General features: G+C 46.0%; 19 protein-coding genes. 9 read left to right on the forward strand and 10 right to left on the reverse strand.

Translation table 11 applies throughout. From position 1 onward, the window contains the following. Window positions 1–134 precede the first annotated feature (134 nt). From A3CY_RS0109700 to A3CY_RS0109725, 6 genes are all read left to right on the forward strand, one after another. Window positions 135–404: a co-chaperone GroES gene (locus tag A3CY_RS0109700; protein ID WP_018337716.1), complete on the forward strand. Its 270-nt coding sequence runs from the start codon at window positions 135–137 to the stop codon at window positions 402–404. A gap of 22 nt (window positions 405–426) precedes the next feature. Beyond that, a complete protein-coding gene (gene groL / locus A3CY_RS0109705; protein ID WP_018337717.1) occupies window positions 427–2061 on the forward strand; it encodes a chaperonin GroEL in 1635 nt (544 codons plus the stop codon). A 105-nt stretch (window positions 2062–2166) separates the two neighbouring features. Then, window positions 2167–3861 carry a Na/Pi cotransporter family protein gene (locus tag A3CY_RS0109710; RefSeq protein WP_018337718.1) on the forward strand — a complete coding sequence of 565 codons (1695 nt, stop codon included), beginning with the start codon at window positions 2167–2169 and terminating at the stop codon, window positions 3859–3861. Window positions 3862–3944: 83 nt separating this feature from the next. Then, a complete protein-coding gene (locus tag A3CY_RS0109715) occupies window positions 3945–5501 on the forward strand; it encodes a glycine--tRNA ligase (protein ID WP_018337719.1) in 1557 nt (518 codons plus the stop codon). Window positions 5502–5634: 133 nt separating this feature from the next. Continuing rightward, window positions 5635–6873: a DcaP family trimeric outer membrane transporter gene (locus A3CY_RS0109720; RefSeq protein WP_026207500.1), complete on the forward strand. Its 1239-nt coding sequence runs from the start codon at window positions 5635–5637 to the stop codon at window positions 6871–6873. A gap of 154 nt (window positions 6874–7027) precedes the next feature. Further along, window positions 7028–7957, forward strand: coding sequence for a bifunctional riboflavin kinase/FAD synthetase (locus tag A3CY_RS0109725; RefSeq protein WP_018337721.1), 930 nt, complete (start codon window positions 7028–7030; stop codon window positions 7955–7957). A 17-nt stretch (window positions 7958–7974) separates the two neighbouring features. Here the strand turns inward: A3CY_RS0109725 and A3CY_RS0109730 are convergent, their stop codons facing one another. After that, complete coding sequence (locus tag A3CY_RS0109730) at window positions 7975–8574, reverse strand: DJ-1/PfpI family protein (protein WP_026207501.1); 600 nt, start codon at window positions 8572–8574, stop codon at window positions 7975–7977. An 87-nt stretch (window positions 8575–8661) separates the two neighbouring features. Further along, a complete protein-coding gene (locus tag A3CY_RS0109735; RefSeq protein ID WP_018337723.1) occupies window positions 8662–8934 on the reverse strand; it encodes a zinc ribbon domain-containing protein in 273 nt (90 codons plus the stop codon). A gap of 148 nt (window positions 8935–9082) precedes the next feature. Between A3CY_RS0109735 and A3CY_RS0109745 the strand changes: the two genes are divergently transcribed. Then, entirely contained in the window at window positions 9083–10123 is a 1041-nt protein-coding gene (locus tag A3CY_RS0109745) for a linear amide C-N hydrolase (RefSeq protein ID WP_018337725.1), read from the forward strand. Between the two features lie 38 nt (window positions 10124–10161). Here the strand turns inward: A3CY_RS0109745 and A3CY_RS0109750 are convergent, their stop codons facing one another. Continuing rightward, window positions 10162–10881 (reverse strand): MBL fold metallo-hydrolase, encoded by a 720-nt coding sequence (locus A3CY_RS0109750; RefSeq protein ID WP_071595979.1) that lies wholly within the window; start codon window positions 10879–10881, stop codon window positions 10162–10164. 87 nt (window positions 10882–10968) lie between these two features. Next, a complete protein-coding gene (locus tag A3CY_RS0109755) occupies window positions 10969–11931 on the reverse strand; it encodes a hypothetical protein (protein WP_018337727.1) in 963 nt (320 codons plus the stop codon). A 640-nt stretch (window positions 11932–12571) separates the two neighbouring features. Here A3CY_RS0109755 and A3CY_RS0109760 point away from each other — a divergent pair. Continuing rightward, entirely contained in the window at window positions 12572–14020 is a 1449-nt protein-coding gene (locus tag A3CY_RS0109760; RefSeq protein WP_018337728.1) for a carbon starvation CstA family protein, read from the forward strand. 123 nt (window positions 14021–14143) lie between these two features. Here the strand turns inward: A3CY_RS0109760 and A3CY_RS0109765 are convergent, their stop codons facing one another. The 6 genes from A3CY_RS0109765 to A3CY_RS0109790 form a co-directional block, all read right to left on the reverse strand. Further along, window positions 14144–16438, reverse strand: a complete 2295-nt coding sequence (locus A3CY_RS0109765) for a thioredoxin domain-containing protein (protein ID WP_018337729.1) — start codon at window positions 16436–16438, stop codon at window positions 14144–14146. A gap of 24 nt (window positions 16439–16462) precedes the next feature. Further along, window positions 16463–18016 (reverse strand): PKD-like family lipoprotein, encoded by a 1554-nt coding sequence (locus A3CY_RS0109770; protein WP_018337730.1) that lies wholly within the window; start codon window positions 18014–18016, stop codon window positions 16463–16465. Between the two features lie 11 nt (window positions 18017–18027). Then, the gene (locus A3CY_RS0109775) at window positions 18028–18795 is read right to left on the reverse strand and encodes a DUF4843 domain-containing protein (RefSeq protein WP_026207502.1); all 768 of its coding nucleotides are present in this window, start codon (window positions 18793–18795) and stop codon (window positions 18028–18030) included. 9 nt (window positions 18796–18804) lie between these two features. Further along, on the reverse strand, window positions 18805–20250 hold the full coding sequence (locus tag A3CY_RS0109780; protein WP_026207503.1) for a RagB/SusD family nutrient uptake outer membrane protein: 1446 nt from the start codon (window positions 20248–20250) through the stop codon (window positions 18805–18807). Window positions 20251–20268: 18 nt separating this feature from the next. Further along, entirely contained in the window at window positions 20269–23613 is a 3345-nt protein-coding gene (locus tag A3CY_RS0109785) for a SusC/RagA family TonB-linked outer membrane protein (protein ID WP_155828256.1), read from the reverse strand. A gap of 89 nt (window positions 23614–23702) precedes the next feature. Next, entirely contained in the window at window positions 23703–24875 is a 1173-nt protein-coding gene (locus A3CY_RS0109790) for a FecR family protein (RefSeq protein ID WP_018337734.1), read from the reverse strand. A 121-nt stretch (window positions 24876–24996) separates the two neighbouring features. Here A3CY_RS0109790 and A3CY_RS0109795 point away from each other — a divergent pair, with 121 nt between their 5' ends. After that, window positions 24997–25536, forward strand: coding sequence for an RNA polymerase sigma factor (locus A3CY_RS0109795; RefSeq protein ID WP_240388144.1), 540 nt, complete (start codon window positions 24997–24999; stop codon window positions 25534–25536). Window positions 25537–25556 lie beyond the last annotated feature (20 nt).

Raw genomic sequence — 25556 nt, forward strand, 5'->3', positions numbered from 1 at the left:
CGATATAAAAATGTCAGTATGTCAGTCATACTGACATTTTTTTGTTTGGCACGAAATGTGTACTTGTCAATGACGTATTTGAATTTAAAAATAAAGATCAATTCAATTAATAATAAACTTTTAAATTAAGAATTATGGCACTTAAGACAGTTCTTAACAAAATTATTGTAGAGCCGGTAGAGGCAGAAACTAAAACCGCATCAGGCATTATCATCCCTGATTCTGCAAAAGAAAAACCACAAAAAGGGATCGTGGTAGCAACCGGAAAAGGAAAACATGACGAGCCGATGGAAATCAAAGTAGGCGATACTGTTTTATTCGGTAAATATTCAGGAACCGAGGTCAACATTGACGACAAGAAGTACTTGATCATGAATCAATCCGATATTCTGGTAGTATTGTAATAAATCTAAAATTGAAAAGGTTATGGCAAAAGAGATAAAATTTAATGTTGAAGCCCGCGACTTATTGAAAAAGGGTGTTGACGAGTTGGCTAACGCCGTGAAAGTGACACTTGGCCCCAAGGGACGCAACGTGGTAATCGAGAAAAAATTCGGAGCCCCGCACATCACGAAAGACGGTGTTTCCGTGGCAAAAGAAATCGAGTTATCTGACCCGTACGCAAACATCGGTGCCCAGATGGTAAAAGAAGTAGCTTCCAAGACAGGGGATGATGCCGGGGATGGAACCACGACAGCCACTATTTTGGCACAATCCATCATCAACGTGGGATTAAAGAACGTGACTGCCGGAGCTAACCCGATGGACTTGAAGAGAGGTATCGACAAAGCCGTTGCCGAGGTGGTTAAAAACTTGGAAAGCCAGAAAGAAGAAGTTGGAGAAAATTACGATAAGATCCGCCAAGTAGCACGAATCTCTGCTAACGGGGATGACAACATTGGTGCTTTGATTGCCGAGGCAATGGAAAAAGTAACCAAAGAAGGGGTTATCACGGTAGAGGAAGCCAAAGGAACGGAAACGGAAGTGAAAGTGGTTGAAGGTATGCAGTTCGACCGTGGATACATTTCCCCGTATTTCGTGACCGACACGGAAAAGATGAACGCAGAATTCGAGAAACCGTACATTTTGCTTTATGACAAGAAAGTTTCCACGATGAAGGAATTGCTGCCTGTTCTTGAGCCGATCGCACAAGCAGGACGTGCTTTGGTTATCATCGCCGAGGACGTGGAGAGCGAAGCATTGGCAACTTTAGTTGTAAACCGTTTAAGAGGTTCTTTGAAGATTGCGGCAGTAAAAGCCCCGGGATTCGGTGACCGCAGAAAAGAAATGCTGGAAGATATTGCCATCTTGACAGGTGGTGTTGTTATCTCCGAGGAAAAAGGCTTGAAGCTGGAAACCGCTACCTTGGATATGTTAGGTTGCGCAGACAAAGTGACCATCGACAAAGAAAACACGACGATCGTGAACGGTTGTGGCGCTAAAGAAGCTATCGCTGAACGCGTAAACCAAATCAAGAAATTGATCGAACACTCTACTTCAGACTACGATAAAGAGAAACTGCAAGAGAGATTGGCTAAATTAGCCGGTGGTGTTGCCGTTCTTTACGTGGGAGCCGCTTCAGAGATCGAAATGAAAGAGAAGAAAGACCGCATCGACGATGCCTTAAGCGCTACGCGTGCCGCAATCGAGGAAGGTATTATCCCCGGAGGTGGTGTTGCATACATCCGCGCTATCTCAGCTCTTGAAAAATTGAAAGGCGAGAACGAGGACGAAACCACGGGTATCGAGATCGTGAAACGCGCTATCGAAGAGCCGCTTCGCCAGATCGCTGCAAACGCCGGAGTAGAAGGTGCTGTTGTAGTAAACAAAGTGAAAGAAGGCAAGAAAGACTTCGGTTACAACGCACGTACCGGGGTTTACGAGAACTTGATGAAGACCGGGGTAATCGACCCGAAGAAGGTTGCCCGCGTGGCTTTGGAAAATGCCGCATCTATCGCCGGAATGTTCTTGACTACCGAATGCGTATTGGTTGAGGAGAAACAGGAGAATCCCGCTCCTGCCATGCCGCCGATGGGTGGAGGAATGCCGGGCATGATGTAATACCCTCGAAATTAAAATAAAAAAAAGCTCCCGCATGGGAGCTTTTTTTATTTAGATTGTTATACCTTTACCGTCGCAAATTCTATTTATTACAAATAACTATTTATGAATTACACGATTCTCGATTTCTTGCAATTGATCGGATCATTGGGTGTGTTCCTCTTTGGAATGAAGATGATGAGTGAGGCCTTGCAAAAGGTAGCGGGTAACAAAATGAGAACCATCCTCGCCGCAATGACATCCAATCGCGTGAAAGGTGTTATCACCGGTCTGCTAATCACCACGATTATTCAAAGTTCTTCAGCTACCACGGTAATGGTTGTCAGTTTCGTAAACGCCGGGCTGCTCGACTTGGTCGGCTCCATCGGGGTCATCATGGGTGCCAACGTGGGAACCACGTTCACGGCATGGTTGATCTCCATCCTCGGGTTCAAGGTAAGCATGGTCAGCCTGTCACTTCCCTTGATCGGTTTGAGTTTGCCGCTCCTGTTCTCAGCAAAGCGGATGCGCAAGAGCTGGGGTGAATTAATCATCGGATTCGGTCTTTTGTTTATCGGGTTGAACTTCTTGCAGGAGAATATGCCGAATATACACGAGAATCCGGCTATCCTGAATTTCCTGCACAATTACACGGACTTAGGGTACGGTTCCTATATCCTATTCATGCTGATCGGAACCGCCTTAACCATATTGATACAATCTTCTTCCGCCACAATGGCATTGACCCTCGTCATGTGTGCCAACGGATGGATCGGTTTTGATATTGCCGCATCCATGGTACTGGGAGAAAACATCGGAACCACCATCACGGCAAACCTTGCCGCCATGGTTGCCAACACGACAGCGAAAAGGGCTGCTTTCGCACATTTCCTTTTCAACGTGTTCGGGGTGGTATGGGTACTTGCCATTTTCCCGTTATTCCTCGGGTGGGTGGCACAACTCAGTATCAGCCTGGGAATTGGTAACCCATTCACGGACACGGGGTCTGTTCCGGTTGCCTTATCATTATTCCACACGTGTTTTAACGTTGCCAATGTTTTCATCCTGATTTGGTTCACGAAAGTGATTGCCCGACTGGTGACCCGCATGATAAAATCGAAAGAATCAGCAGACGATGCCTTCACGCTGAAACACATTAAAATCGGTTTGTTATCAACACCGGATGCCTCTTTATTCCAGGCGAAACAAGAGATTTCACATTATGCCAAAAATACACTGGATATGTACCGGCAAGTAGTAGAGTGCCTGCATACGCCAACCAAAGAATTTGAAAAGAAATTCAACCGCATTGATAAACTGGAAGATGAAAGTGACGTGGTAGAAGTCGAGATCGCAGACTATTTGACCAAAGTATCCGAGTCAAAACTCTCCACGGAGAACTCCCAACGCGTGCGTGCCATGTTCAGAATTGTATCTGAAATTGAAAGTATCGCAGATTCCTCGTTGAACGTGGCAAAGGCTATCGGGCGCCGGAACGAACAGAATATTGAATTTCCTCCATTCATCGACGAGAAGCTACAACACATGATGGCTATCGTGGACGAGGCTATCGTGGTCATGTGTGCCAACCTGGCAATAGAATACAAAGAAGTCAAAGCCAAGAAAGCCTACGAGGTGGAACAGACCATCAATGATTACCGCACTATCCTGCAACAGGAGCATTTGACGGCTATCGAAGAGAAAAAATATGATTACGCGACAGGTATCATCTATAGCGACATTTTCTTCGAGTGCGAGAAAATCGGGGATTACGTTATCAATGTGACCGAAGCGATCAAAGAAATTGGAGTAAACAATTAATTTACGATTTCAGATTACAGATTTACGATTATATAACGCACAAACTGAATCTAAAATCATAAATCATAAATCATAAATTTAAAATGGGACAAGAGGATATTTTTAAAAAGCTGGTAGCGCACTGTAAAGAATACGGGTACGTGTTCCAGTCATCAGAGATATACGACGGATTGGCAGCCGTATATGATTATGGTCAATACGGGGTGGAACTGAAAAACAATATCAAAAAATACTGGTGGGATTCCATGGTACTCTTACACGAGAATGTCGTGGGGCTGGATTCCGCTATTTTCATGCACCCGACGATCTGGAAAGCATCCGGACACGTGGATGCTTTCAACGACCCGTTGATTGACAACAAGGACTCCAAGAAAAGATACCGTGCCGACGTGCTGATCGAAGACCATATCGCCAAATACGAGGAGAAAGTCGAGAAAGACGTGGCAAAGGCAAGGAAAAGATTCGGGGAGAAATTCGACGAAACGTTGTATCGTCAAACCAACCCTCAAGTACTGGAAACAATCCGGAAAAAAGAAGAACTCACGGCTAGAATGGCAAAAGCGTTGAACGATAACGACCTGACAGAATTGCGCCAGATCATCATCGACAACAAGATCGTTTGCCCGATCTCCGGGACTTGTAACTGGACGGAAGTACGCCAGTTCAACCTGATGTTCTCGACCGAGATGGGTTCCACTGCAGAAGGGGCAAGCAAGATTTATCTCCGCCCGGAAACAGCACAAGGCATTTTCGTGAACTTCTTGAACGTGCAAAAGACAGGACGGATGAAAGTTCCTTTCGGTATCGCCCAAATCGGTAAAGCATTCCGTAACGAGATCGTGGCACGCCAATTTATCTTCCGTATGCGCGAGTTCGAGCAAATGGAAATGCAATTCTTCGTACGCCCCGGTTCAGAACTGGACTGGTTCAAGAAATGGAAAGAGACCCGTATGAGTTGGCACCAGGCTCTCGGCTTCGGAAACGATCACTATCGTTTCCACGACCACGAGAAACTGGCTCACTACGCGAATGCCGCCACGGATATAGAGTACAAATTCCCGTTCGGTTTCAAAGAAGTGGAGGGTATCCACTCTCGTACAGACTTTGACTTGAAACGCCATCAAGAATTCTCCGGTAAAAAAATCCAATATTTTGACCCGGAACTAAACGAATCATACGTGCCTTACGTGATCGAAACGTCTATCGGTGTCGACCGTATGTTCCTGCAAATCCTTTCTGCCGCTTATCAGGAAGAAGAAATCGTGAAGGAAGACGGTTCAAAAGATTCCCGTGTCGTACTAAAATTACCGGCAGCACTGGCTCCTATCAAATTAGCTGTTATGCCGCTAGTAAAAAAAGACGGGTTACCGGAAAAAGCAGAAGAGATCATGAAATTGCTAAGACTTGATTTCAGATGCCAATACGACGAGAAAGACTCTATCGGTAAACGCTACCGTCGCCAAGATGCCATCGGTACCCCGTTCTGTATCACCATTGACCACCAAACTTTGGAAGACAATGCCGTCACAATCCGTTACCGGGATACGATGGAACAGGAGCGTGTGGCTATCGACCAATTGTATGACATTCTGAAAAAGAAAACCGACTTGCGGGAAATTCTGAAAGAAGTCAAAATATAATGATTCCGTGATTTCCGATTTAGTGATTGGGTGATTCTTTAATCACTAAATCGGAAATCACGGAATTACTTTAACCTTTACTATCCCTTCCCGTATATAGTGTTACTAAATTAACCAACTAATTTGTAGCACTATGAAAAAATTGACATTGCTATTGTTGATTGCTATCTCTTGTGGATTCTACACGGGAGCACGAGCGCAAGTCAACGTGACTTCCGTGTCGGCAAAAAATGATGCGGATAACTTTTACAAAATGATGAAAGAAGCTTTTCCGCTATCCTTTAATGATCCCGCGTCCCCAAGATTCGTGTTTTTCAACAAGGATAAAAACTTCGTATTCGGTGTAGGAGGGTTTGTACAAGTGCAGGGGATTTACGATTTTAACGGGGTTCCCAATGACAATTACTTCGAAACAAATTCTATCGCCCTGAAAGGGCATCAATCCGGCGGACGTTACGGCATTGACGTGGGGCAATCCCGCCTATTCTTCAAATTGGTAGGCGATACCGACGTGGGCAGGCTCGTGACCTACATGGAAATGGAATTCGAGGGATCGCAGAACACGCCTATCCTAAGACAGGCTTTTATTAAATTCCGGGGTTTCACGATCGGTAAAACGTGGAGTACATTCTGTGACATTTCTGCAGGACCTGCCACAATCGACGAGGAAGGACCGAGTAGCGAGGTGGCATTGCGCCAACCGCAAATCCGGTACACACGAGATTTCAACGAACACTGGCAAGCCTCTTTGGCGCTCGAGTACGTCGAACCTTCCTACACGGAAGGGGAGTTCACGGATTACATCCACCAGAGGATTCCGGACATTCCGCTCAACGTGAGATACAGCTTCAAGAACGGCAGCCATTTACAAGCCGGTGCGGTATTAAGAAACATGTATTACAAAGATGAGATCAAAGACAAAGATCAAATCGTGACAGGTTGGGGAGCCTCCCTTAGCGGTATCTGGCAATTCACGGAAAACACCTCTTTCTGTTTTCAAGGAGTCTGTGGTAAAGGAGTTGCCAACTACATTCAAGACATATCCGGAATAGGCCTTGACCTCGTTCCCTGCGCCACGGCAGAAGGAAAATTGAAAGCCTCCCGTGCATGGGGAGCCTATGGCGGATTTTCCCACAAATGGAATGAATCACTTTCTTCCAACATCATGTACAGCTATGCCCGGGTAGAAGACCGGCTCGGGATGCCAATCACCTCATATAAATACGCGCAATACGCCGCGGCTAACCTTTTCTGGGATTTCAGCGAATACGGTTCATGCGGTATCGAATACGTCTTCGGACGCCGCAACGATTTCAACAAAGATTACGGTAACGCCAATCGTATCAACACGATGATACAATATCGTTTCTAGTCTGAAAGTTACAATATTCATAAAGTCCATAAAGTCATTTTCTATTCTCGACTTTATGGACTTTATAACTTTATAGACCTATACACTTCACTGACTTTTTCATTTTATCGGTTATTTATATTACTTTCGCGTCAAACTATTCAATCCATCTGAAATGAAGGTTCACTACGGAGTCGAAGGTATTAATATCAAGAACCCGGTTGTTACTATCGGCAGTTTTGACGGGGTGCATTTAGGGCACGCTTGTGTCATTCAACATCTCAAAGAAAAAGCAGCCAATATCGGGGGTGAATCCGCAATTATCAGTTTCGAGCCACACCCGCGGGAGGTATTATATCCCATGGAAAAAAAGCCCGGAATCCTGACAACTCTGGAAGAAAAGATTGTTATTCTGGAACAATACGGAGTAGACCATTTAATCATCTTGAAATTCACGGTAGAATTTTCCCAACAACCTTACCAAGACTTCGTGAAGAATATTTTAGTGGATAGAATTCACATCAAGGGACTTGTGGTGGGATACGACCACCGGTTCGGGAAGAACCGTGCCGGAAACTTCGAGAGCCTGCAAGAGTTATCTCAAAAGTATGGTTTCTTTCTGGAACGGGAAGTTGTATTCGAGGAAAACGACGTGAATGTCAGTTCCACGAAAATACGAAATGCCCTGGCTGTCGGGGATGTCAACACAGTAAACCGTTTCTTGGGATATCCTTATTCCATCACCGGACAGGTGGTAGACGGACGTAAATTAGGTCGGGAAATCGGTTTCCCAACGGCTAATGTACAGATCTCGGATGAAAGGAAATTACTCCCCGCGATAGGAGTCTACGCCGTGGAAGTCCTGATCGGAGATCAAATATTTCATGGTATGCTAAACATCGGCATACGCCCGACGGTAAGCAAGGAAGGCATTGTATCCTGCGAAGTCCATATCTTTGACTTCAACCAGAACATCTACAATCAAACGATCTCGATAAAATTGATTGCCAGACTCCGGGGAGAACGAAAATTTGAAGATATTAGAGAACTCCGGGAACAACTGGAAAAAGACAAGGCAGAAGTCATCAAGTTATTTCAAAGATAAACTGCTACCCCAATCTTTTACATACTCGGCATCGCAACATCGTAACATCCCTGTTTATAGAAATTATACCATTCGGTAATCTTGCTCTCGGGTACAGCCCCCAAGGCAAGTATAACCTCCCGGGCAAATTCCAAAGCTGCAGTGCCGTTGGCAGTAACGATATTCTTATCCCTCACCGCGTGTTGCATAATATATTTCTCTTCTCCCTTGTACGCATCACCCGCCCATTGCTTCAAGTCATTCAAATCGTTACCCGTGTGGCGGACATCATTCAAGACTCCCATGGTTCCTAAAAATCCGGCAGCATCACAGATAGCACCCAAGACTTTCCCCTTGTCCAAGGCAGCCCGTACCAAAGGCATCACTTGTCGAGCCTCTTCTTTCCGCCAAGACATTCCGCCAACCAAAACCACTCCTTCAAAGTCCGTCGGAGCCGACTCGATCGTGTAATCCGGCAGGGCGGTAAAGCCCCCTATGGATCGGACTCCGTCCTTCGTCAAAGAAACTGTTTTCACGGTATATTCTCCCTGTCCTAAAGCAACAATAAACGGAGCCAAATAAGCACCTTCCCAATCCGAGTACTTATCCAAAATAACAAACAATACAACTTTTTTCATCACACACGACTTTTTATATTTATATTCCAACATACAATTGACGATCCAATAATCCATGAATCATTGAATCGTCAATCGCTAAATCATCTAATTTTTCCACCGTTTCAGCGTCGGGAAATATTCTTTCATCCCGGCTCTAGCCTCTTCTTTCGTGAACGGGCGATCCGCATCTTTATTGAATTCATCCAAAAATTCAAGGTTATGTTCTATCATCTCGTCCATGGTATAGTTCCTGGTAAAAGCACCGTCTTGATAACAATAAGTACAATACTCGGTATTCAAGCTACCATCCTCGTTACTCCCGAACTGGTCGTCTGTCATCATGGGCATACCGCAACTCTGGCAAATTTTATTCTTCATAACATTTGATATTTAGATTCTAACATGACAAATATATCGATTTTCCTCCAAACAAGGATTCGATTTTCGAATGAATAATCTTTGATTTTCATATTATTTCAAGAAACTTTTCAAACATCATTTTCGTTTAACAGAAAAAATAAAAGATATGAAGAAAACATTATTTACCGCAACATTATTATTGGCAGGAATGCTGGTATCAAATATCGAGGCATGCACCCGTGTGGTATATATCGGACAAAACGGCATGGTCGTAACCGGTAGAACCATGGACTGGAAAGAAAACCTAAAATCAAATATCTACGTATTCCCGAGAGGGATCGAGAGATCGGGAGCTGACCAAGGAAACACCATCCACTGGAAATCGAAATACGGGAGTGTCATCACTGCCGGGTATGACATCGGGACTTCCGACGGGATGAACGAAAAAGGATTGGTCGCCAATCTTCTGTACCTAGCAGAATCCGATTATTACCGCCCGAACGATACCCGCCCCGTGCTGGGAATCAGCATCTGGACACAATACGTGCTCGATAATTTTGCCACGGTGGACGAAGCCGTAAAGGAACTGCGCAAAGAAACCTTCCGTATCGATGCCCCGGATATGCCGAACGGAGCCAAATCCACGTTACATCTCGCCATATCGGATGCCACAGGCAATAGTGCCATTTTCGAATACATCAACGGCAATCTGATTATTCATGAAGGAAAAGATTACCAGGTGATGACGAACTCTCCCTCTTACGAACAACAGATCACGTTGAATAACTATTGGAAACAAATCGGCGGTTTGGTGATGCTGCCGGGTACCAACCGAGCCGCAGACCGATTCGTCAGGGCATCTTTTTATATCAATGCCATCCCGCAGACGGACAAACAACAAGAAGCCGTGGCTGGAGTATTTAGCGTTATTCGTAACGTATCGGTTCCCCTCGGCATATCAACCCCAGACCAACCGAACATCTCATCCACCCGCTGGAGAACCGTTTCCGACCAAAAGAACAAAGTCTATTTCTTTGAATCCACCATAACCCCAAACGTATTCTGGATTGACTTGAAAGGTCTGGATTTCACCGAAGGGGCTCCGGTAAAGAAATTAAACATGGCAAACGGAGAGATTTACGCGGGAAATGCAGCCAAGGATTTAGTCAATAGTCCCTCATTCAAGTTCTTATTTGAATATAATTAACAGGGGCTCCCCTGTTAATTTTTTTCACAAAAACAAATTTACTGCAATTGCCGGATACGAACATCAATCTTCGTGTTTTTCAAAGTATTTTGCAAATCCTCCACGTAAGTATTCCCGTAATGATAAGGATAAAGCACCTTCGGGTTCACCATCCGGGCAGCTTTATCAGCTTGAGTCACGGTCATCGTGTAAGGTTGATTTACCGGTAGAAAAGCGATTTCGATATCCTTTAATTTTTTTAGTTCGGGAATATCTTCCGTATCTCCCGCAACATACACTCTCGTTCCTCCTAAAGTCAGCACGTAACCGTTATCCCGGTCTTTCGGATGATACATTTCCCTTCCGGGCGTCGTGTTATAGGCAGGTACAGCCTCCACCTTCAACCAAGAAGTCACTTGCCTCTCGTCCCCATTCTTCATGACCTCACCCTTTCCCAATTTCTCTTGTGCAGAAGCATTGATCACGATTTTGGTATCTTTCTTTTCCACGTCGGCAATCGCTTTCGGGTCCAAATGATCGGCGTGCTCGTGAGTAATCAATATAACATCCGCCTTGGGCAACTTGCTATAATCCGCGTAATCGGACACCGGATCAATATAAACGATCTTTCCGTCGAACTCAAACATCAAACTACTATGCTTAATAAAAGTAATCTTCAACGTTTTCCCGTCTTTCGTCACGAATGAATCGGACTCGAATTTCTGTGCCATACCTGTCATCCCTGCAACCATTAAAAGAATCGTGATTATTGTTTTCATATCATTCAAGTTAGTTGTAAAACACTAACCCGTTTGCCGGATTTACGGCAACGGGACACTCAAAGTTATATATTATTTCTCAACGAATCACAACGAGGCTACTAATTCTCGCTGTCTTTTAAAAAAATGAATCCGTTGCAAATCACCGCTCTCGGATATTAACGTTGAAAATCTTTTCAACGAAAGAATCCAATTCTTCACGCTTTCGAAAGTCTTGTCGTCCAAAGAAGCTATCCCGTTCAACGTGAAAGCCTTTATCAGACTGAGACTGCATTTTTGCGTGTGGATATACGTGTACGTCGTATCGAAATTGATATTGGAAATATAAAAATGTATCCTATTCCCGTTCTCGAACTTTCCCTTCGCCGCCAAGCGTTCCAGGTAATTCAACAGATGGAATAATTCCTCCTTCAATTCCTGTACGTCATCCCGGGAGATTAAATTGACACTGGCGAAATACTTGATATCGTTAATCAGGTAAATAAAAAGCATATTATCCAGTATATAGCAAGTATCTTTCACCCGGCGGGCTTCCATTACCAACGATTGTTGTATGCGCACCAAACGTTCTTCCGGCACGATCTCGTGCAAGGCTTTCACTGAATCCAGACCATCCCGCTGGGCTTTCCACTTGAACAAATAAAACCGCGAAAGAAATTTATAATTCTGGTAAAGAGGTTGCGGAAGAATATTTGCGGACGAGGCACACTCGGAATAAGTATCCGCATCAATACTCCGGAACACGTCCACGTAATTTTCCATCATCAGAAAATCGATTTCCAACGGGTTAAAAAATTCCGTCAACTTCAACTGGAAAGGTCTGCTTTTTTGGGATACGGATTCTAAAAGACCATCCACCGAAAAATTCATCTCTTTCGAGATCATTGCAGTTTCCAACAACGTGAAAGGCACATCTCCCCGTAGCCGACGATATATCGCTTCCTTGCCGATACACAATATATTTCCTAAAACATTCGCCAAATTTTCCTCTTGAGGTACCTTCGCACGTATGGCATTCAATAAGTTATCATGTAAAACTTCTTGTTTCATATCTTCCCTTGCCGTTATTTAATACTCCTGTAAACAATACTTTTTTGCCGATAACATACCCCCTTCGATTACCCGACAAGATACGATATTTTCAAAATAAACCAAAAAACATTTTACATATCATTATCCGATTTTATCACATCGCATTTTCTCGGTCACAACCGGATGATCGCGAAAATCACCGATTTCCAGTAAACATCGACCTAAAAAACTTTCATTTCAAAAAAAGAGGATTCGACGAATCAAGTAAAGATATATTTTCAAAAATAAAAACACACCCTTGATAATCCTTTTCTTTTAGAACGGACACGGGCAAAAATCCTCGCTCATTTCTATCGAAATTAAGAAATTGCGCTATAAATTTGTTTCATAACAAATAGGTCACAAGACGAAAGAATTTACATAAATGATTATTAAGCATCACATCACCAATGGCCACATCCAATTCCACATCCAGAAGTAATCCGTAGAGCGGATTATTCATTATCGTGTCCCAGGCCAGGCGACCAGCTCTAGCACACCTCTACTACCTTCAAAGCCAGACTGGTCGCCATTTCTTTTTCACTATTTTTTTCATCCAAATTGAAAACAATTAAAACACATTTTTATAACTTTGTGTTCGTGCAAAAATTCCAAGTAAATGCTAACATTCATTATTTCTATCGGATTACTGGTCGTCGCTTATTTCACCTATGGGAAATTCGTTGAACGATTCTTCGGGGCATCGTCTAATATTGCCACCCCCGTCAAACGCCTCGCCGACGGCGTGGATTATCATGAGTTGAAGCCTTGGCGCATCTTCGTGATACAGTTTCTAAACATCGCGGGCTTGGGTCCGATCTTCGGGGCAATCCTGGGTGCCGCCTATGGTCCCATGGCATACGTGTGGATTGTTGTCGGTTGCATATTTATGGGGGCTACCCACGACTATTTCTCCGGGATGCTCTCCACCCGCCACGACGGGATAAGCTTGCCCGACATCGTGGGAAAATACCTGGGTAACGGGGTGCGCAAATTCATGACCTTCTTCACGGGCTTTCTGTTACTTGCCGTGGGAGTTTCTTTCGTGAACGGTCCGGCGGAACTATTAGGCAGCCTGACCAAAATGAGCATGACCCCATGGTTATATATCATTTTCGCTTATTACATTCTAGCCACGTTACTACCCATCAACAAGATCATTGGTAAAATCTATCCGTTCATGGGGATGGCTTTAATTTTTATGGCATTAAGCGTGGGTTGCTATCTGATTTACGGAGGATTAAGCGGAGAACTCGTCATAGAAAATTTGACTTTCGACACCATGCGCAATATGCACGCCGCCCCACAATACAATATCCTCTTTCCGATGCTGTTTATCGTGATCTCTTGTGGTGCCATTTCCGGCTTCCATGCCACACAGTCACCCATGATGGCACGCTGCATGGCAGACGAGAAATACGGGCGACCAATCTTCTACGGGGCAATGATCTGCGAGGGCATCGTTGCCATGATCTGGGCTACGGCAGCCATGGCATTCTTCGGCGGGGCAGAAGGACTTAACACGGCAGCCGAAGGAGGAGCTACCCCTGCTATCATCGTGAACCAAATATGCAACTCTTGGCTGGGACGTTTCGGGGCTATCATTGCCATCATCGGGGTTGTCGTTTGTCCGATCACCTCCGGCGACACGGCATTCCGCAGTATGCGGCTGATTATAGCAGACGCCCTAAAATTCAACCAGAAGCCCATCCGGAACCGCCTGATGGTATCCGTCCCTATCTTCGTGGTGGCTTACTTGCTCTGCAACGTGGATTTCTCCACTATCTGGAAATACGTGGGCATCGGCAATCAGGTACTGGCAACCATCACCCTGTGGACTGCCGCCACCTATCTGGCCAAGAAAGGCAAACCGCATTGGATGATGTCGCTTCCGGCAACCTTCCTAAGTGTTGTATGCGCGACCTATTTCATGATTGCCCCCTACAAGGTAGGTGGATTATTCATCAATCCCGCCATCAGCTACCCGGCAGGGATCGTGGTCGGAATAGGACTATTCATATTGTTTATGACAAAAATTGCAAAACACAAACAAACCGTCATTCGATAAAACTCTCCCATTTTATTTCACGGGCACAACAGCACAAAACAAGAGCGGGAAGTTCACGATAAAGCTGTGTAATAAAAGAAGCATAAATATCTCTCGTTTCGTGAACATCCCGGCTCTATAATTTTACCGCACAATCATCATGGATGCTTTCGGTTTACTCCCATGAACCAATTCTTCCAATTTATCCATCAATGCCTTACCTCGCAAGTTCGTTCCCACGATGTGCCCCTCTTTATCCAGCACCAGGATATGAGGAATACCTGCAAACTGGTACAATTTCATCACATCCTTTCCAGCCTGCGGGGCACAAACTTGTTCCCAGGGCATATTCTCCTCGGTCAAAGCTTTCCGCCAAGCAGCATCGCTTTTATCTATCGATACGCTAAAAAAGGCAACTCCTTTATCCGCATATTTAGCGTAAGCCTCTTTCAAGTGTGGAATCTCACCCCGGCAGGGACCGCACCACGAAGCCCAAAAATCCAATACCAGATATTTCCCCTTGAAATCCTGAGGTCCTAAATTCCTTTTCCCGTCGGGAGTCGGGTAAGAAAACTCGGGTGCCATCCCTCCCTGTTTCACGAGTTTTTGCTGTGCCAACGAAGCTTTAACCTCTTTCAACAAGGCACTATTCGGATACTTCTCTTCCGCTATAGCCATCACTTTTTGAACCGTCCCAGCATACTTCTCTCCTCTCAATCTCTCAATAATCACCAAAACCGCTTCCCGGTCGGCATACACCTCCGCCCAATGTTGCAAACGATCAAACATGTCACTATTGGCAATTCCACACAATTCCAGAGAAAACTGCTCCTTCACGGCATCGGTAAGTCCTTCCTGACGGTATATCGGACGAGAAAACGCTCCCATCAACTGCACATTTTGGTAGGTTTCCCAATTCAACTGACTCATCACCTCGTTGTTCTTTCCCCCACTAACATGAATATACATCGGACGGAGAATCTTATATTTAGCATTTCCGAAGCCAGGAAAATCAACGTTCACGTCTTCATCGCCAGCCCAAAAGCTGACCCGTTGACCTCCTTGGCATTCCAGCATATATACCCCCGGCTGTTCCACTTTCATCTTTAACTCGTACGTCCCGTCCGGCTTAATCTCGCAAGAATCTATCGTTTGTTTAAAAAAGCCATCTTTCTTGATAACCCGGATCATATCTTCCCCGTCACGCAATGCCGCTACTTTTCCCTGAATTGTAATGGTAGGACGATAATTTTTGTCATTTTTCTCCGGGTGTCGCAATTTATCAGCAACTTTCATGTAGGAATTTTTCAAACCCGTCATCTCTTTGGCATTCGGCTTCCGGTCACAGGCATCCGCGAACCGATCCATCCATTTCGCCACCTCCTCACGCAAAGCCATATCTTTACAAGCAAAATTCACTCGTAATCCCCAGTTATACACGACGAAGTCGTTATTTTCCCCGGCTTCCAGACGTTCATTTCCCAATTGCACATATTTCGCCCAATCTCCCGCCTTCATGGCATAATTCATGCGGGCATTGCTAATAATCTGCTCTTTCCGGTCAATATCCTTTTTCATCAAATCCCGGACATACTTCTCGAATCCTTTCTCGTCGAACACCCCCGTTCCGTCTTCCTCTTTCCAATAACGACAAGCACCTCCGTCATACAATTGGAACAATTTCCGGTTCACCTCCTGCTCCCCGAACAGGCTAATAAACTCCTTCCGATTCTTGTACACATATTTCGATACCCCGGCATCCACATCTTTCACGTACTTGCAGAACAAATCCCAATACTCCCGTTCCTTCAATTTCGCTTTATCCAAAGTCTCGAAATAATCCAGACAAACCTGTGCCGCTTTCGCCCCTTCCCCGGCAATGTCCAATACCTCCATGTACTCCTGTATAAAGCCGGGTTGGCGATTTCCATCGGCATATGCCTTATTCATCGGGGAATACCCTTTCCCTTCGATCGTCCGGGCAGCCTCCTTCAATAACATCTTCCTGTCCGGCGCACCCACGATGCGGTGAGTCATATTACCATCACCATCCAGGAAAAGCAACGTCGGATACCCCGTCACCTCGTACCGCTTATTCAATACCTTCCCCTGCTCCGTTTCCATATTCATCTTCACATTAACAAAACGGGCATTAAAATACTCCCCAATCTCCGGCAACGTGAAAACCTCCTTTGCAAACATCTTGCAGGGCACACACCATGCGGTATAACAATCCATAAAAATCGGCTTCCCCGTTTTCTTCGATTCGGCTAATGCCTCTTCCCAAGAACCCTCGAAAAAACGAATACCCGCACCCTCATCCGCACTCGCACCTGCCTGCACGGGCAAATTAACTGTCATTTGAGCCGAAGAACTCTTCACGCCAGCCAACAACATTCCAACAACACTTACAATTGTAAGTAAATAACAAAACTTCATATCCTCTATTATTTATAAATTAATTTATTTAATCTTCCATCCCATATCTTTCACTTTCCCGAAACCATAAAACGGCTTCTCGCTACTCTTATCCACGACTCCGTTAGAAGGATTAACTTTCAATTGGTATACCGTACCCTTTCCCTCCTTCTCGTTATAAGTAGCGATATACAACACTTCGCAAGCATTGGGCGGAGTATTTGCCATCATCTGTGCTCCCTGGTAATATTTTTGCAACCGCACACAAGTCACCACTTCCCCCTCCGGAGCTTCCCACACCGGATCTCCAGTCGTATTTGAAGATTTATAGTCGTACAGGTACACCCCGTCCCCGGCTGCATAATAAAATATCTCACCCTTGTATCCGGCTGTTACGGAAGACACTCCATCAGACAATCCTTTGCAATTTGCCATATCGTATTTTCCCACTCCAATCATATTCTGGGTCATAAAACTACAGAAATCAGCAACCAACAAGTAATAGTGCTCCCCCTCGTCCTTCATGACCATGTATTCATAATGATTCCACCCGTAATCACTCATAACCAATTCCAACCCCACGTTATTACAATCGAAAGCAATCCCCGAACTTTGCACGGGCAAACCAACAACCACGGTCTGATTTGACTTTATGCATTTAAAGTTCTGTTCCACCTGGTCGTACACGACACCGCTATACGCCGAACTCATGTTGGCACTCCAGTCAGCCAGCTTCCCGTATTCTCCCGTGCAAGGCACCCCGAAAAACAAATTTGTCCGGTTTGAACCGCTCGTCGAAAAATTCACCGTGTGCACCTTTCCGTCATTAATTACAAGTTCCCGTTTATTAAAGAAAGCCGTGTAATGATCCGGAGCTTTCACGCCAGGGGCAGCCCAAAACATATCGCTGAAAGGATACAGGCAACTAAAAGTAGACGGGTCTACAGTAACCATGTCTTCATCCGTCACGACCACCACGCCTTCCGGCTTCGTCGATACGGAATACAACACCCGTACAGGCTTGCCGTCCAGCGGGACACCGTTAAAAGCCGAGTATATATCCACCCACGTCCGTTCCTTCGTCACGTTCGGGGCGATCAACTTATTAACAATCAAACCGACATCCGTCTTGCCATCCCTCTCGTACACCACCATCCATCCTTCACTCAAGGCAGCATTCACCTTCAGGTCGAACTTCATAAACTCCCGGGAATCCGTTTTCTTGTCCAACACGGTGAACACCAATTCCCAATCCTTCTCTTCCAACTCTATCGGCAACTTCAACGCTATTCCCTCGGCTATCGTATCCCGTTCGGCAATCGGGGTTTCTATCCCTTGCTGGTAAACCACCCAATTAAATTCCAAATCCGGGAATCGCTCCTCCACACCGTTCACCAACTCCCCGTTATAGTACACTTTCAAAGGAATATCCAACACATCCAGCCGGGCTATCGAGTAACTTGACTGCACCACTCCTCCCGTCGAATCTATCACAATCTTGTCCAATTCCCGGTAATCGTAATTTCCCTTATCGTCGTAACACGCCCATAACGCACTACAAGCAACGACAACCAATACAATATATTTCAATACATTCATAATCTGCATTTTTAAAAAGTAATAGGTCCATTCTCATCCGACAACGGTCTATCCGGGTTATCCGGATTACTGTTATACTCCTCGACAGCAAGCCTGCATTTGGCTTGTAAATACTGGGCTTCAAAATAAGAGATCTCATTCGGTGGTGTCGGCGTCCCCTGGTAAATCACCCGGAGAATCACCTTCCCCGTCACCTTGATAATAAACTGGTATTTTTTGTGGCTATAAGTACCGAAGAAATTCTTCAACGGCATATACGTCACCGGATCTTCATTCCAATACTGTGGAATCTCCTCCCGGTCTTTGATATTCAACTTCAACGTTGCGTATTCCTTCGCCCCGGCTTGGAAAAATTCATTTTCCTTCAAGGCAAAAGAAAGAGAAAACGCTTTGTTCTTAAAATCCGCCGTGTTCTTCAAATATATCGGATAACTTCCCCCGGTCGACCCGGCTTTCAGCACGTAAGACGGCAACACATAGTGTTTCCCCTCCACCACCGAACCGGAATCCCCACCCACGGCGTGCAATTCAAACGTGCGATCCTCATCCGACGGTACTCCCGCCAATTTCACGTAGAACATCACGGAATCCAAATCCGTATCCAACGGGCGAAAAGCATAATTATACACCGTACTATCCAGCCTGCCGTTTATCGCATCAGTCCCGAACCACAGGTTCAACGCCCGCGAGCTCTCGTCGTACATCAATTTATCGTCTTCCTCACAGGCACACAGCATAAAAGCTATCATCACCCCCAAATATATCATTTGTTTTTTCATAATTCCTCCTTATTTGTTACTTACCCAACCCGGATTCTGCAATTCAGCTTTCGGTAACGGCAACTTGTACAGTCCCATACCCACCATATCGGCATCGGTTCGCTTCATGGACTCCGCGTTCACCCGTTTGTAATAAAAGAAAAGTTGACCTTCTCCCACGACCTCTTTCCGGAACTCCGACAACAACGTGGCTCCAAAATCCGCCACGTCAGACTCTCCCAAATCGGCAACACCCCGGTGGCGGCGCACCTCATTCAACGCCCCTAGCGCATCCCCGGAAGTATAATGACGACATTCGGCAAGGATATAATACATCTCCGACAAACGAATCAACGGCATTTTATTCCGGTACCTCACAGACCATGCCGTAGTTCCGTCACCTTCCAGCTGGTCATACTTCCTGGGATAACGCAACGTACTATTCAATCCCGTCCCCGTTTTGAACTGGTACAGGTACCGATAATCCTGCGCCGACCCGTAATAATCCAACAAGGTAGCTTCATCCATCGCGAAAAAAGAACTACTCCCGGAGAAATACTTCTCCACCCGATTCCCCAGCGTCACCACGTTCAACGCAAACAAATGCTCCGAGGAAAAAGAAACATCCGCCATATTCTCGTTCGTCAGGTTGGCTTGCTCCACCCACTCGAACTTACCGGACTCCACCACCTCGGAAGCACAACGTGCCGCATTCGTGTAATCCTTCTTGTAAAGATACACCCGAGCCATCAACCCCTTCACGGCATAATAATTCAAATGCACCTGCCGATTCAGCAAATACCCGTTATCATCCGTTTCCGTCACCACCTTCCCCGTGTACATCGGGTCATTCTTCAAGTACTCCGATGCCGTCGTCAAATCTTCCAGCACCTTGCCGATAACCTCCGCCACCGTCTTCTGCGGAAACACATCCGAAGTATAAGCCGTCACGTAAGGGATTGCCATCTTGTCCGGCTTCTCCGCGTAACTGGCTCCGAACACCCGCAACAAGTCAAAATGCAGGTATGCCCGCAATGCCAGAGCCTCACCCTTAATCACCTCGTAATTCACCCCCGTGAACTTCGACTGTTTCGCGTCGATCTCCTCCAACAACTTATTGGCATTAGCAATCGCATTATACAAACCGCACCATATCGAGTCAATCCGAATCTCCGGCTTCGTGCTCTCGTATTTATACAACTTATCGTCGGCATACTCCGAAGGTTCGTAATCCCACTCCTGCGCCAACACGCCCAACATCCCGAAAGTCAACTCTTTCCCGTAAAGATACTCCTGTGTCATAATACTATAAACACCCGCCAACGCTTCCTTGAACCCACTCTCGGAAGAATACAAATCCTTATCCTTCACCTGTGACTTCGGTTCAACATCCAACCAACTGTTGCACGACGCAAACATCAGCACGACCAAGCTAAAACACAGGTATTTCCTGTAAAAATTCATTCTATATCTCATAATTCTGTCCTGTTATCGTTAAAAAGTTGCCTGCAAACCCAGAGAATAAGTCCGGGCGAAAGGATACTCCAACCCCCGTTCCGCTTTTACCGAAGACACCCGGAACACGTCCGTCATGTAAAATGACAGCTTCATCCGCTCCACATACTTCGTTATATGCACGTGCCTCAAATCATACGACACGTTCAGCGACGCCAGCGACAATTCGTTTTGACGCTCCACGAAACGATCGGTCGGTCGGGTCGTCGTCGGCGTATCGGAAATCCGTTTGAAGAAAGTAACATCCCCCGCTTTCTTCCACGTACCCGTGAATACTCGCCTATCCACGTTATACTGCACGTCCACGTTCTCCACCCGGTCAACCAATGTTTGATTGTAATAATCAGCTCCCAGCTTATAACTGAAAGAACAATTCAGTGCAATCCCCTTGTATTCCGCATTGAAGCCGAAATTACCCTGCAACTTCGGGTTGGACTCGCCACACACCACCTGATCGTTGATATTCCACTCGTAAGTCTTCCGCCCGTTTCGATCCAAGAACATTTCATTACCCGTTGCCGGATCGATACCCAGGGAACGCACCGCCCAGATGGCACTCGTGGACTGCCCCTCCTCAAAACGGGTATAAGGCTTCGAGGGATTCACTCCCTCATCATCCTGTGCCTCATTCGACTTTGTCAGCGCATCCGAAATCTTCACGATCTTATTTTTATTGGAAGACACCGAACCGAAAACCGTGAAATAAGAATCCGACTCGACATTATTATACAGCCGCCAGCTCAACGTGGCATCAAAACCCCGGTTTTGCACTTCGCCCAAATTCTCCTTAAACGTGTTGAACCCCGTGGAACCTGACAAATCAAAATCCACCAACAGATTATCCGTATTACTGATATAGTAATCGAAACGCAACGTCAATCCCTTCAGCAAACGGGCATCAAAACCGATATTAATATCCCTCGTTTGCTGCCACTTCAACTTGTCATTCGCCATTCCCATCAAGTAAGCCCCCACGATATTGTCATATTCCGCGTTCGTGAAATATCTATAAGTCGCCATCGCCTGGTAGGGATTGAAATTCTGGCTTCCAGTATACCCGATAGAAGCCCGCACCTTCAACTGATCTAACCACTCCTGCCCGCTCAGGAAACTCTCGTAATGCATATTCCAACCGATGCCGACAGACCAGAAACTTCCCCAACGATTGTCCGCCCCGTACACCGACGAACCGCTCAATCGATAAGAAAGATCCGCCAAATACCTGTTATCGTAAGAATAGTTCACAGCCCCGACAACCCCGATCTCACGGGTCGTGGCATCATCACCCGTCGGGACGCCGTTCTCTGCGTATTGCTTGGCAAAAGCCACGTGATCCACCTTATCGTTCAGGAACCCCCATGCCTCCATCCCGTGGTAATCGTAACTATCCTGTTGCAAATTCCAGTTCAGATTGGCAAACAACAAATGCTTGTCCCACTGCTTGGAATAATTGAACGTGGCGTCGATCTTCAACGTCTTATTCGTCCCGTCCTTGATATAATAAGATCCTCGCTTAAAATAATTATCTCCCGTCCAATCGGCAAACTTCGTGTGATTCCCGGGGTAAAAATCTTCCCGGCTATCCTGCTTCTGCGAGTACCCGAAACGACCGATAAACTTCAAATCTTTGTACATCTGCCATTCCACGTAAAAATTGTCGGTAACCTCCGTGTATTTCGAGAAATTCTTTGTTCCCAAAGTAGCGTTATACAAAGGATTGTAATACACCGTAGCATCCCGCCAGTCCGCCAGCCGGAACTCACCCAGCACCCGTTTCAGATTCCCGTTCTCGTCACGGGGACTCCAGTACGGGTTCAACCTCGTGTACTCCGCAAAACTGCCGTAAGGAGAATCATTCGCTTTATTAAACGTAACGCTCAACACGTTTCGGAACAACAAACTTTTATAGCGGTATGACAACGTGATCGCTCCCGCCACATTCTCCCGGTCGGAACCTTTCATAACCCCGGCAACCTTGTTGTAAGACACATCCACCCCGTAACGCAAGTAATCATCTCCCCCTTCCAGATACAAGGAATGCTTGTGTCCCACACCCGTCCGTAACGGCTTTGCCAGCCAATACGTGTTCACCCCGCGGGCAATCTCCTTTTGCAACTGATTATATTCCTCCAAGCGGAATTGGTCATCCTTCGGGTAATAAGCATCATAACGCCCGGCATCCCACTCCACCTGCAACTTCTCCGCTGCGTTACACAAGTCATAACTACTCAAATCCGGTCCGGTAATATTCAGATCGCCGGAATAAGTCACCTTCAACATTCCTTTCTCCGGCTGAACCGTTTCGATAACCACCACCCCGTTTGCCGCACGGGAACCGTAAATAGCCTTTGCCGCCGCATCCTTCAAAAGTGTCACCGAAGCCACCCGGTTCATATCCAGGTCGAACACCTTCTCCACCGTCGCCTCGAAACCATCCAGGATAAAAAGAGACTGGTTCGGGTTGGAAGCATAATCGCCTTTCACGTTCGGCAAGCTCGAAGCCCCGCGTATCTGCATATCCGGCATACGATTCGGGTCGGAACCGAAATCCACGCTCTCCGTCACGATAAACGAAGGGTCCATATTCTTCAAACTTTGCAGGATATTCTGATTTCCCAACCGTTTCAAATCCTCTCGCTTGAACGTCGTCGCCGCCCCCGTGAAACTCTCTGCCTTGCGAGTAAAGATACCGGTAACCACCACTTGTTCTATCTCCGTCACATCCGGCTCCAGCGTGATATTCAACTCCGCCTCCCCCTTATAAGTCACCTCTTTCGTCTGCATCCCCACGAACGAAAATACCAGAACGACATCCCCCTCCAACGATATGGGCAACTTATATTTTCCATCCGCATCCGTGGCACATCCCAACGTGGTACCCTTCACGACAACCGTTACCCCCGGCAACGGTTCTCCCTGTGCGTCTTTCACCACCCCGGTAACCACACGAGGCTCTACCCGTGTAATCTTCTCCTTCGTCTTCTTCTTGATAATATACACGCCATCCACTTTGGAGAACTCGAATCCCGTACCCTCCAGTATCTTGCCGAGAGCCACGTCAACCGAAACCTTCACCAAGTTCAATTCCTTGCATACCTGATCGCCCAAAAGTTGCCGGTTAAAAAGAATTTCCACCCCGGTCTGGTCTTTGAATTTGATTAAAACATGATTCAGACTTTCAGCTTTCGTGCTAAAGGTTACCAAACGTGTTGAATCCTCCGTCGCCGCACGAACCAGCGAAAAAGGAAACAACAAGAGTACCACCAACAACATTTTCCGTGAAAATACAGACTGAATATGCCTGTCAGGTGTCTTTTTTTTCATACATTTGTCTTATTAATTCGTTAATATTAATGAATCTGTGGAGAATGCTATCTAAAGTTTGCCGACTACAGGATACATTCTCTACTTTTTTACTTTCTCATCACTTTCACCGTGTCTTTCTCCACCACAAATTTCACCTCTACCCCTTCCTCGAAAAGACGCAACAACGTTTCGATCTTCCCGTAACGGCTTAACGTCCCCGAAAAGACCAAATCTTTCAACACTGGGTCAGCAAAGACAATCTTCACGTTGTACCACCTTTCCAGTTCCCGGGCAATCTCCTCCAACGTTTCGTTCTCGAAACAGAACTGCTTGTTCCTCCACGCGATCTCGTTATAAATCTTCACTTGTTTTATCTCCGGCTTCCCGGCTCCCTCCGTCAGGCTCAACTGATACCCCGGCTTCAACTTCAATTCCCCTATCCGGTCACTGCTGAACCCGATCACACCCTCCACCAACGTTGCCTTCAACTGCTTCTCGTCCCGGTAACGCTTAACATTAAACTCTGTCCCGTAAACCTTCACGTTCCCCAGATCCGTTTCCACGATAAAAGGTTTCCGGTCATCCTTTGTAACCGCGAAATAAGCCTCTCCCAACAGGAAAACACGCCGCTCCTCCCCGACAAACGCCGTCGGCACCTTCAATTGGGTTTCTGAATTTAACCAGACCATCGTGCCATCGCTCAACTCCACCTGGTACTCGCCGCCCCTAGGAATCATGATTGTATTGTACGTCACCTCCGATTTCTGAAGCCCGCTATATTTAATAACTCCCGCGTTCTTCTGCACCTCGATCCCTTCCGCCTTATAGAACATCGTGTCCGCCAACATCTCCACGTCCACCTTCTTCCCGTCCCCCAAAAGAATAATTGCCTTATTCCCACCGGGGACCGATTCTTTATTCACACTAGCCAGCCTCTCTGCCTGCTTCTCTCCCTTGTTCAAAAACAAAATCCCCCCGCCAACAACCAACAGGAAAAACAAACAGGCTGCATAACGATACGCGTGGCGAACCATTCTCTTCCGCCTCAACTCCCGTTCCTTCCGCACGTAATCATCAAACCCGGCTATCACCCTGGCTATATCCGTATCCATCTCGCACGTCGTTTCCTCTGCCGACCATACCCGCCGCACCCGCTCGTAATACTCCCGGTGCCTTTCGTCCCCCGCCAACCATTCCTGAAACACCGCCTCTTCCTCCGGCGGCAACGTCCGCCGGACTTTCCGCAGCAAAATATCCCAACTAATATGATTTCTCTCCATAACTTTCAATTCTCAATCATTCGGTTTTGTCTATATTAACACGAGATTCGAAAATGGAGGACACGATTTTGAAAAAAAAATTATCTTTGTCAAAAATACTCGACCTCGAATGGATGAATTCATGAAAAAAGATGAACTGGGCTCCCGAATAAAAAAGCGGGATGTAAAGGCTTTTCATGAATTGTATAAAACCTCATTCCTCCCGTTGCAGCACTACGCCATGCGTTATCTTTACGACTGGAAAGAAGCCGAAGATATGGTACAGGAAGCTTTTCTCTCCTTGTGGTCAAACCCGGAAAGGTACGATGAAAGGCAGCCCGTTTCGTATTACCTGCTCGGGATAGTGAAAAATAAATGCATGAATTACCTGAGAAACCTCGATATTCAATATAAACATCAAGACAAAATCATTGAAGCGATATTATTCTCAAACATCGAAGACCCCGAAATCGACGAAGACATTCACGAACGGTTGAATCACATTTTGAACTTACTGCCCGACAAACAACGGGAAGTAGTATTATTACACATTGTAGAAAAAAAGAAGATTCAGGAAATAGCGGAACAAATGAATATTGCCGAAACAACCGTGAAAACCCATTTCAAACGTGCCATGACGATCCTGAGGAATAATCTCAAATTCATTTTATTCGGGATATAAAACCTTCACCGGGAACGATA

The sequence above is a fragment of the Butyricimonas synergistica DSM 23225 genome, from assembly GCF_000379665.1.
Taxonomy (GTDB): Bacteria; Bacteroidota; Bacteroidia; order Bacteroidales; family Marinifilaceae; genus Butyricimonas; species Butyricimonas synergistica.

Coding starts and splice junctions, on each gene's coding strand:
- A3CY_RS0109700 (WP_018337716.1), top strand. CDS start 135: ATGGCACTTAAGACAGTTCTTAACAAAATTATTGTAGAGCCGGTAGAG.
- groL (WP_018337717.1), top strand. CDS start 427: ATGGCAAAAGAGATAAAATTTAATGTTGAAGCCCGCGACTTATTGAAA.
- A3CY_RS0109710 (WP_018337718.1), top strand. CDS start 2,167: ATGAATTACACGATTCTCGATTTCTTGCAATTGATCGGATCATTGGGT.
- A3CY_RS0109715 (WP_018337719.1), top strand. CDS start 3,945: ATGGGACAAGAGGATATTTTTAAAAAGCTGGTAGCGCACTGTAAAGAA.
- A3CY_RS0109720 (WP_026207500.1), top strand. CDS start 5,635: ATGAAAAAATTGACATTGCTATTGTTGATTGCTATCTCTTGTGGATTC.
- A3CY_RS0109725 (WP_018337721.1), top strand. CDS start 7,028: ATGAAGGTTCACTACGGAGTCGAAGGTATTAATATCAAGAACCCGGTT.
- A3CY_RS0109730 (WP_026207501.1), bottom strand. CDS start 8,574: ATGAAAAAAGTTGTATTGTTTGTTATTTTGGATAAGTACTCGGATTGG.
- A3CY_RS0109735 (WP_018337723.1), bottom strand. CDS start 8,934: ATGAAGAATAAAATTTGCCAGAGTTGCGGTATGCCCATGATGACAGAC.
- A3CY_RS0109745 (WP_018337725.1), top strand. CDS start 9,083: ATGAAGAAAACATTATTTACCGCAACATTATTATTGGCAGGAATGCTG.
- A3CY_RS0109750 (WP_071595979.1), bottom strand. CDS start 10,881: ATGAAAACAATAATCACGATTCTTTTAATGGTTGCAGGGATGACAGGT.
- A3CY_RS0109755 (WP_018337727.1), bottom strand. CDS start 11,931: ATGAAACAAGAAGTTTTACATGATAACTTATTGAATGCCATACGTGCG.
- A3CY_RS0109760 (WP_018337728.1), top strand. CDS start 12,572: ATGCTAACATTCATTATTTCTATCGGATTACTGGTCGTCGCTTATTTC.
- A3CY_RS0109765 (WP_018337729.1), bottom strand. CDS start 16,438: ATGAAGTTTTGTTATTTACTTACAATTGTAAGTGTTGTTGGAATGTTG.
- A3CY_RS0109770 (WP_018337730.1), bottom strand. CDS start 18,016: ATGAATGTATTGAAATATATTGTATTGGTTGTCGTTGCTTGTAGTGCG.
- A3CY_RS0109775 (WP_026207502.1), bottom strand. CDS start 18,795: ATGAAAAAACAAATGATATATTTGGGGGTGATGATAGCTTTTATGCTG.
- A3CY_RS0109780 (WP_026207503.1), bottom strand. CDS start 20,250: ATGAGATATAGAATGAATTTTTACAGGAAATACCTGTGTTTTAGCTTG.
- A3CY_RS0109785 (WP_155828256.1), bottom strand. CDS start 23,613: ATGAAAAAAAAGACACCTGACAGGCATATTCAGTCTGTATTTTCACGG.
- A3CY_RS0109790 (WP_018337734.1), bottom strand. CDS start 24,875: ATGGAGAGAAATCATATTAGTTGGGATATTTTGCTGCGGAAAGTCCGG.
- A3CY_RS0109795 (WP_240388144.1), top strand. CDS start 24,997: ATGAAAAAAGATGAACTGGGCTCCCGAATAAAAAAGCGGGATGTAAAG.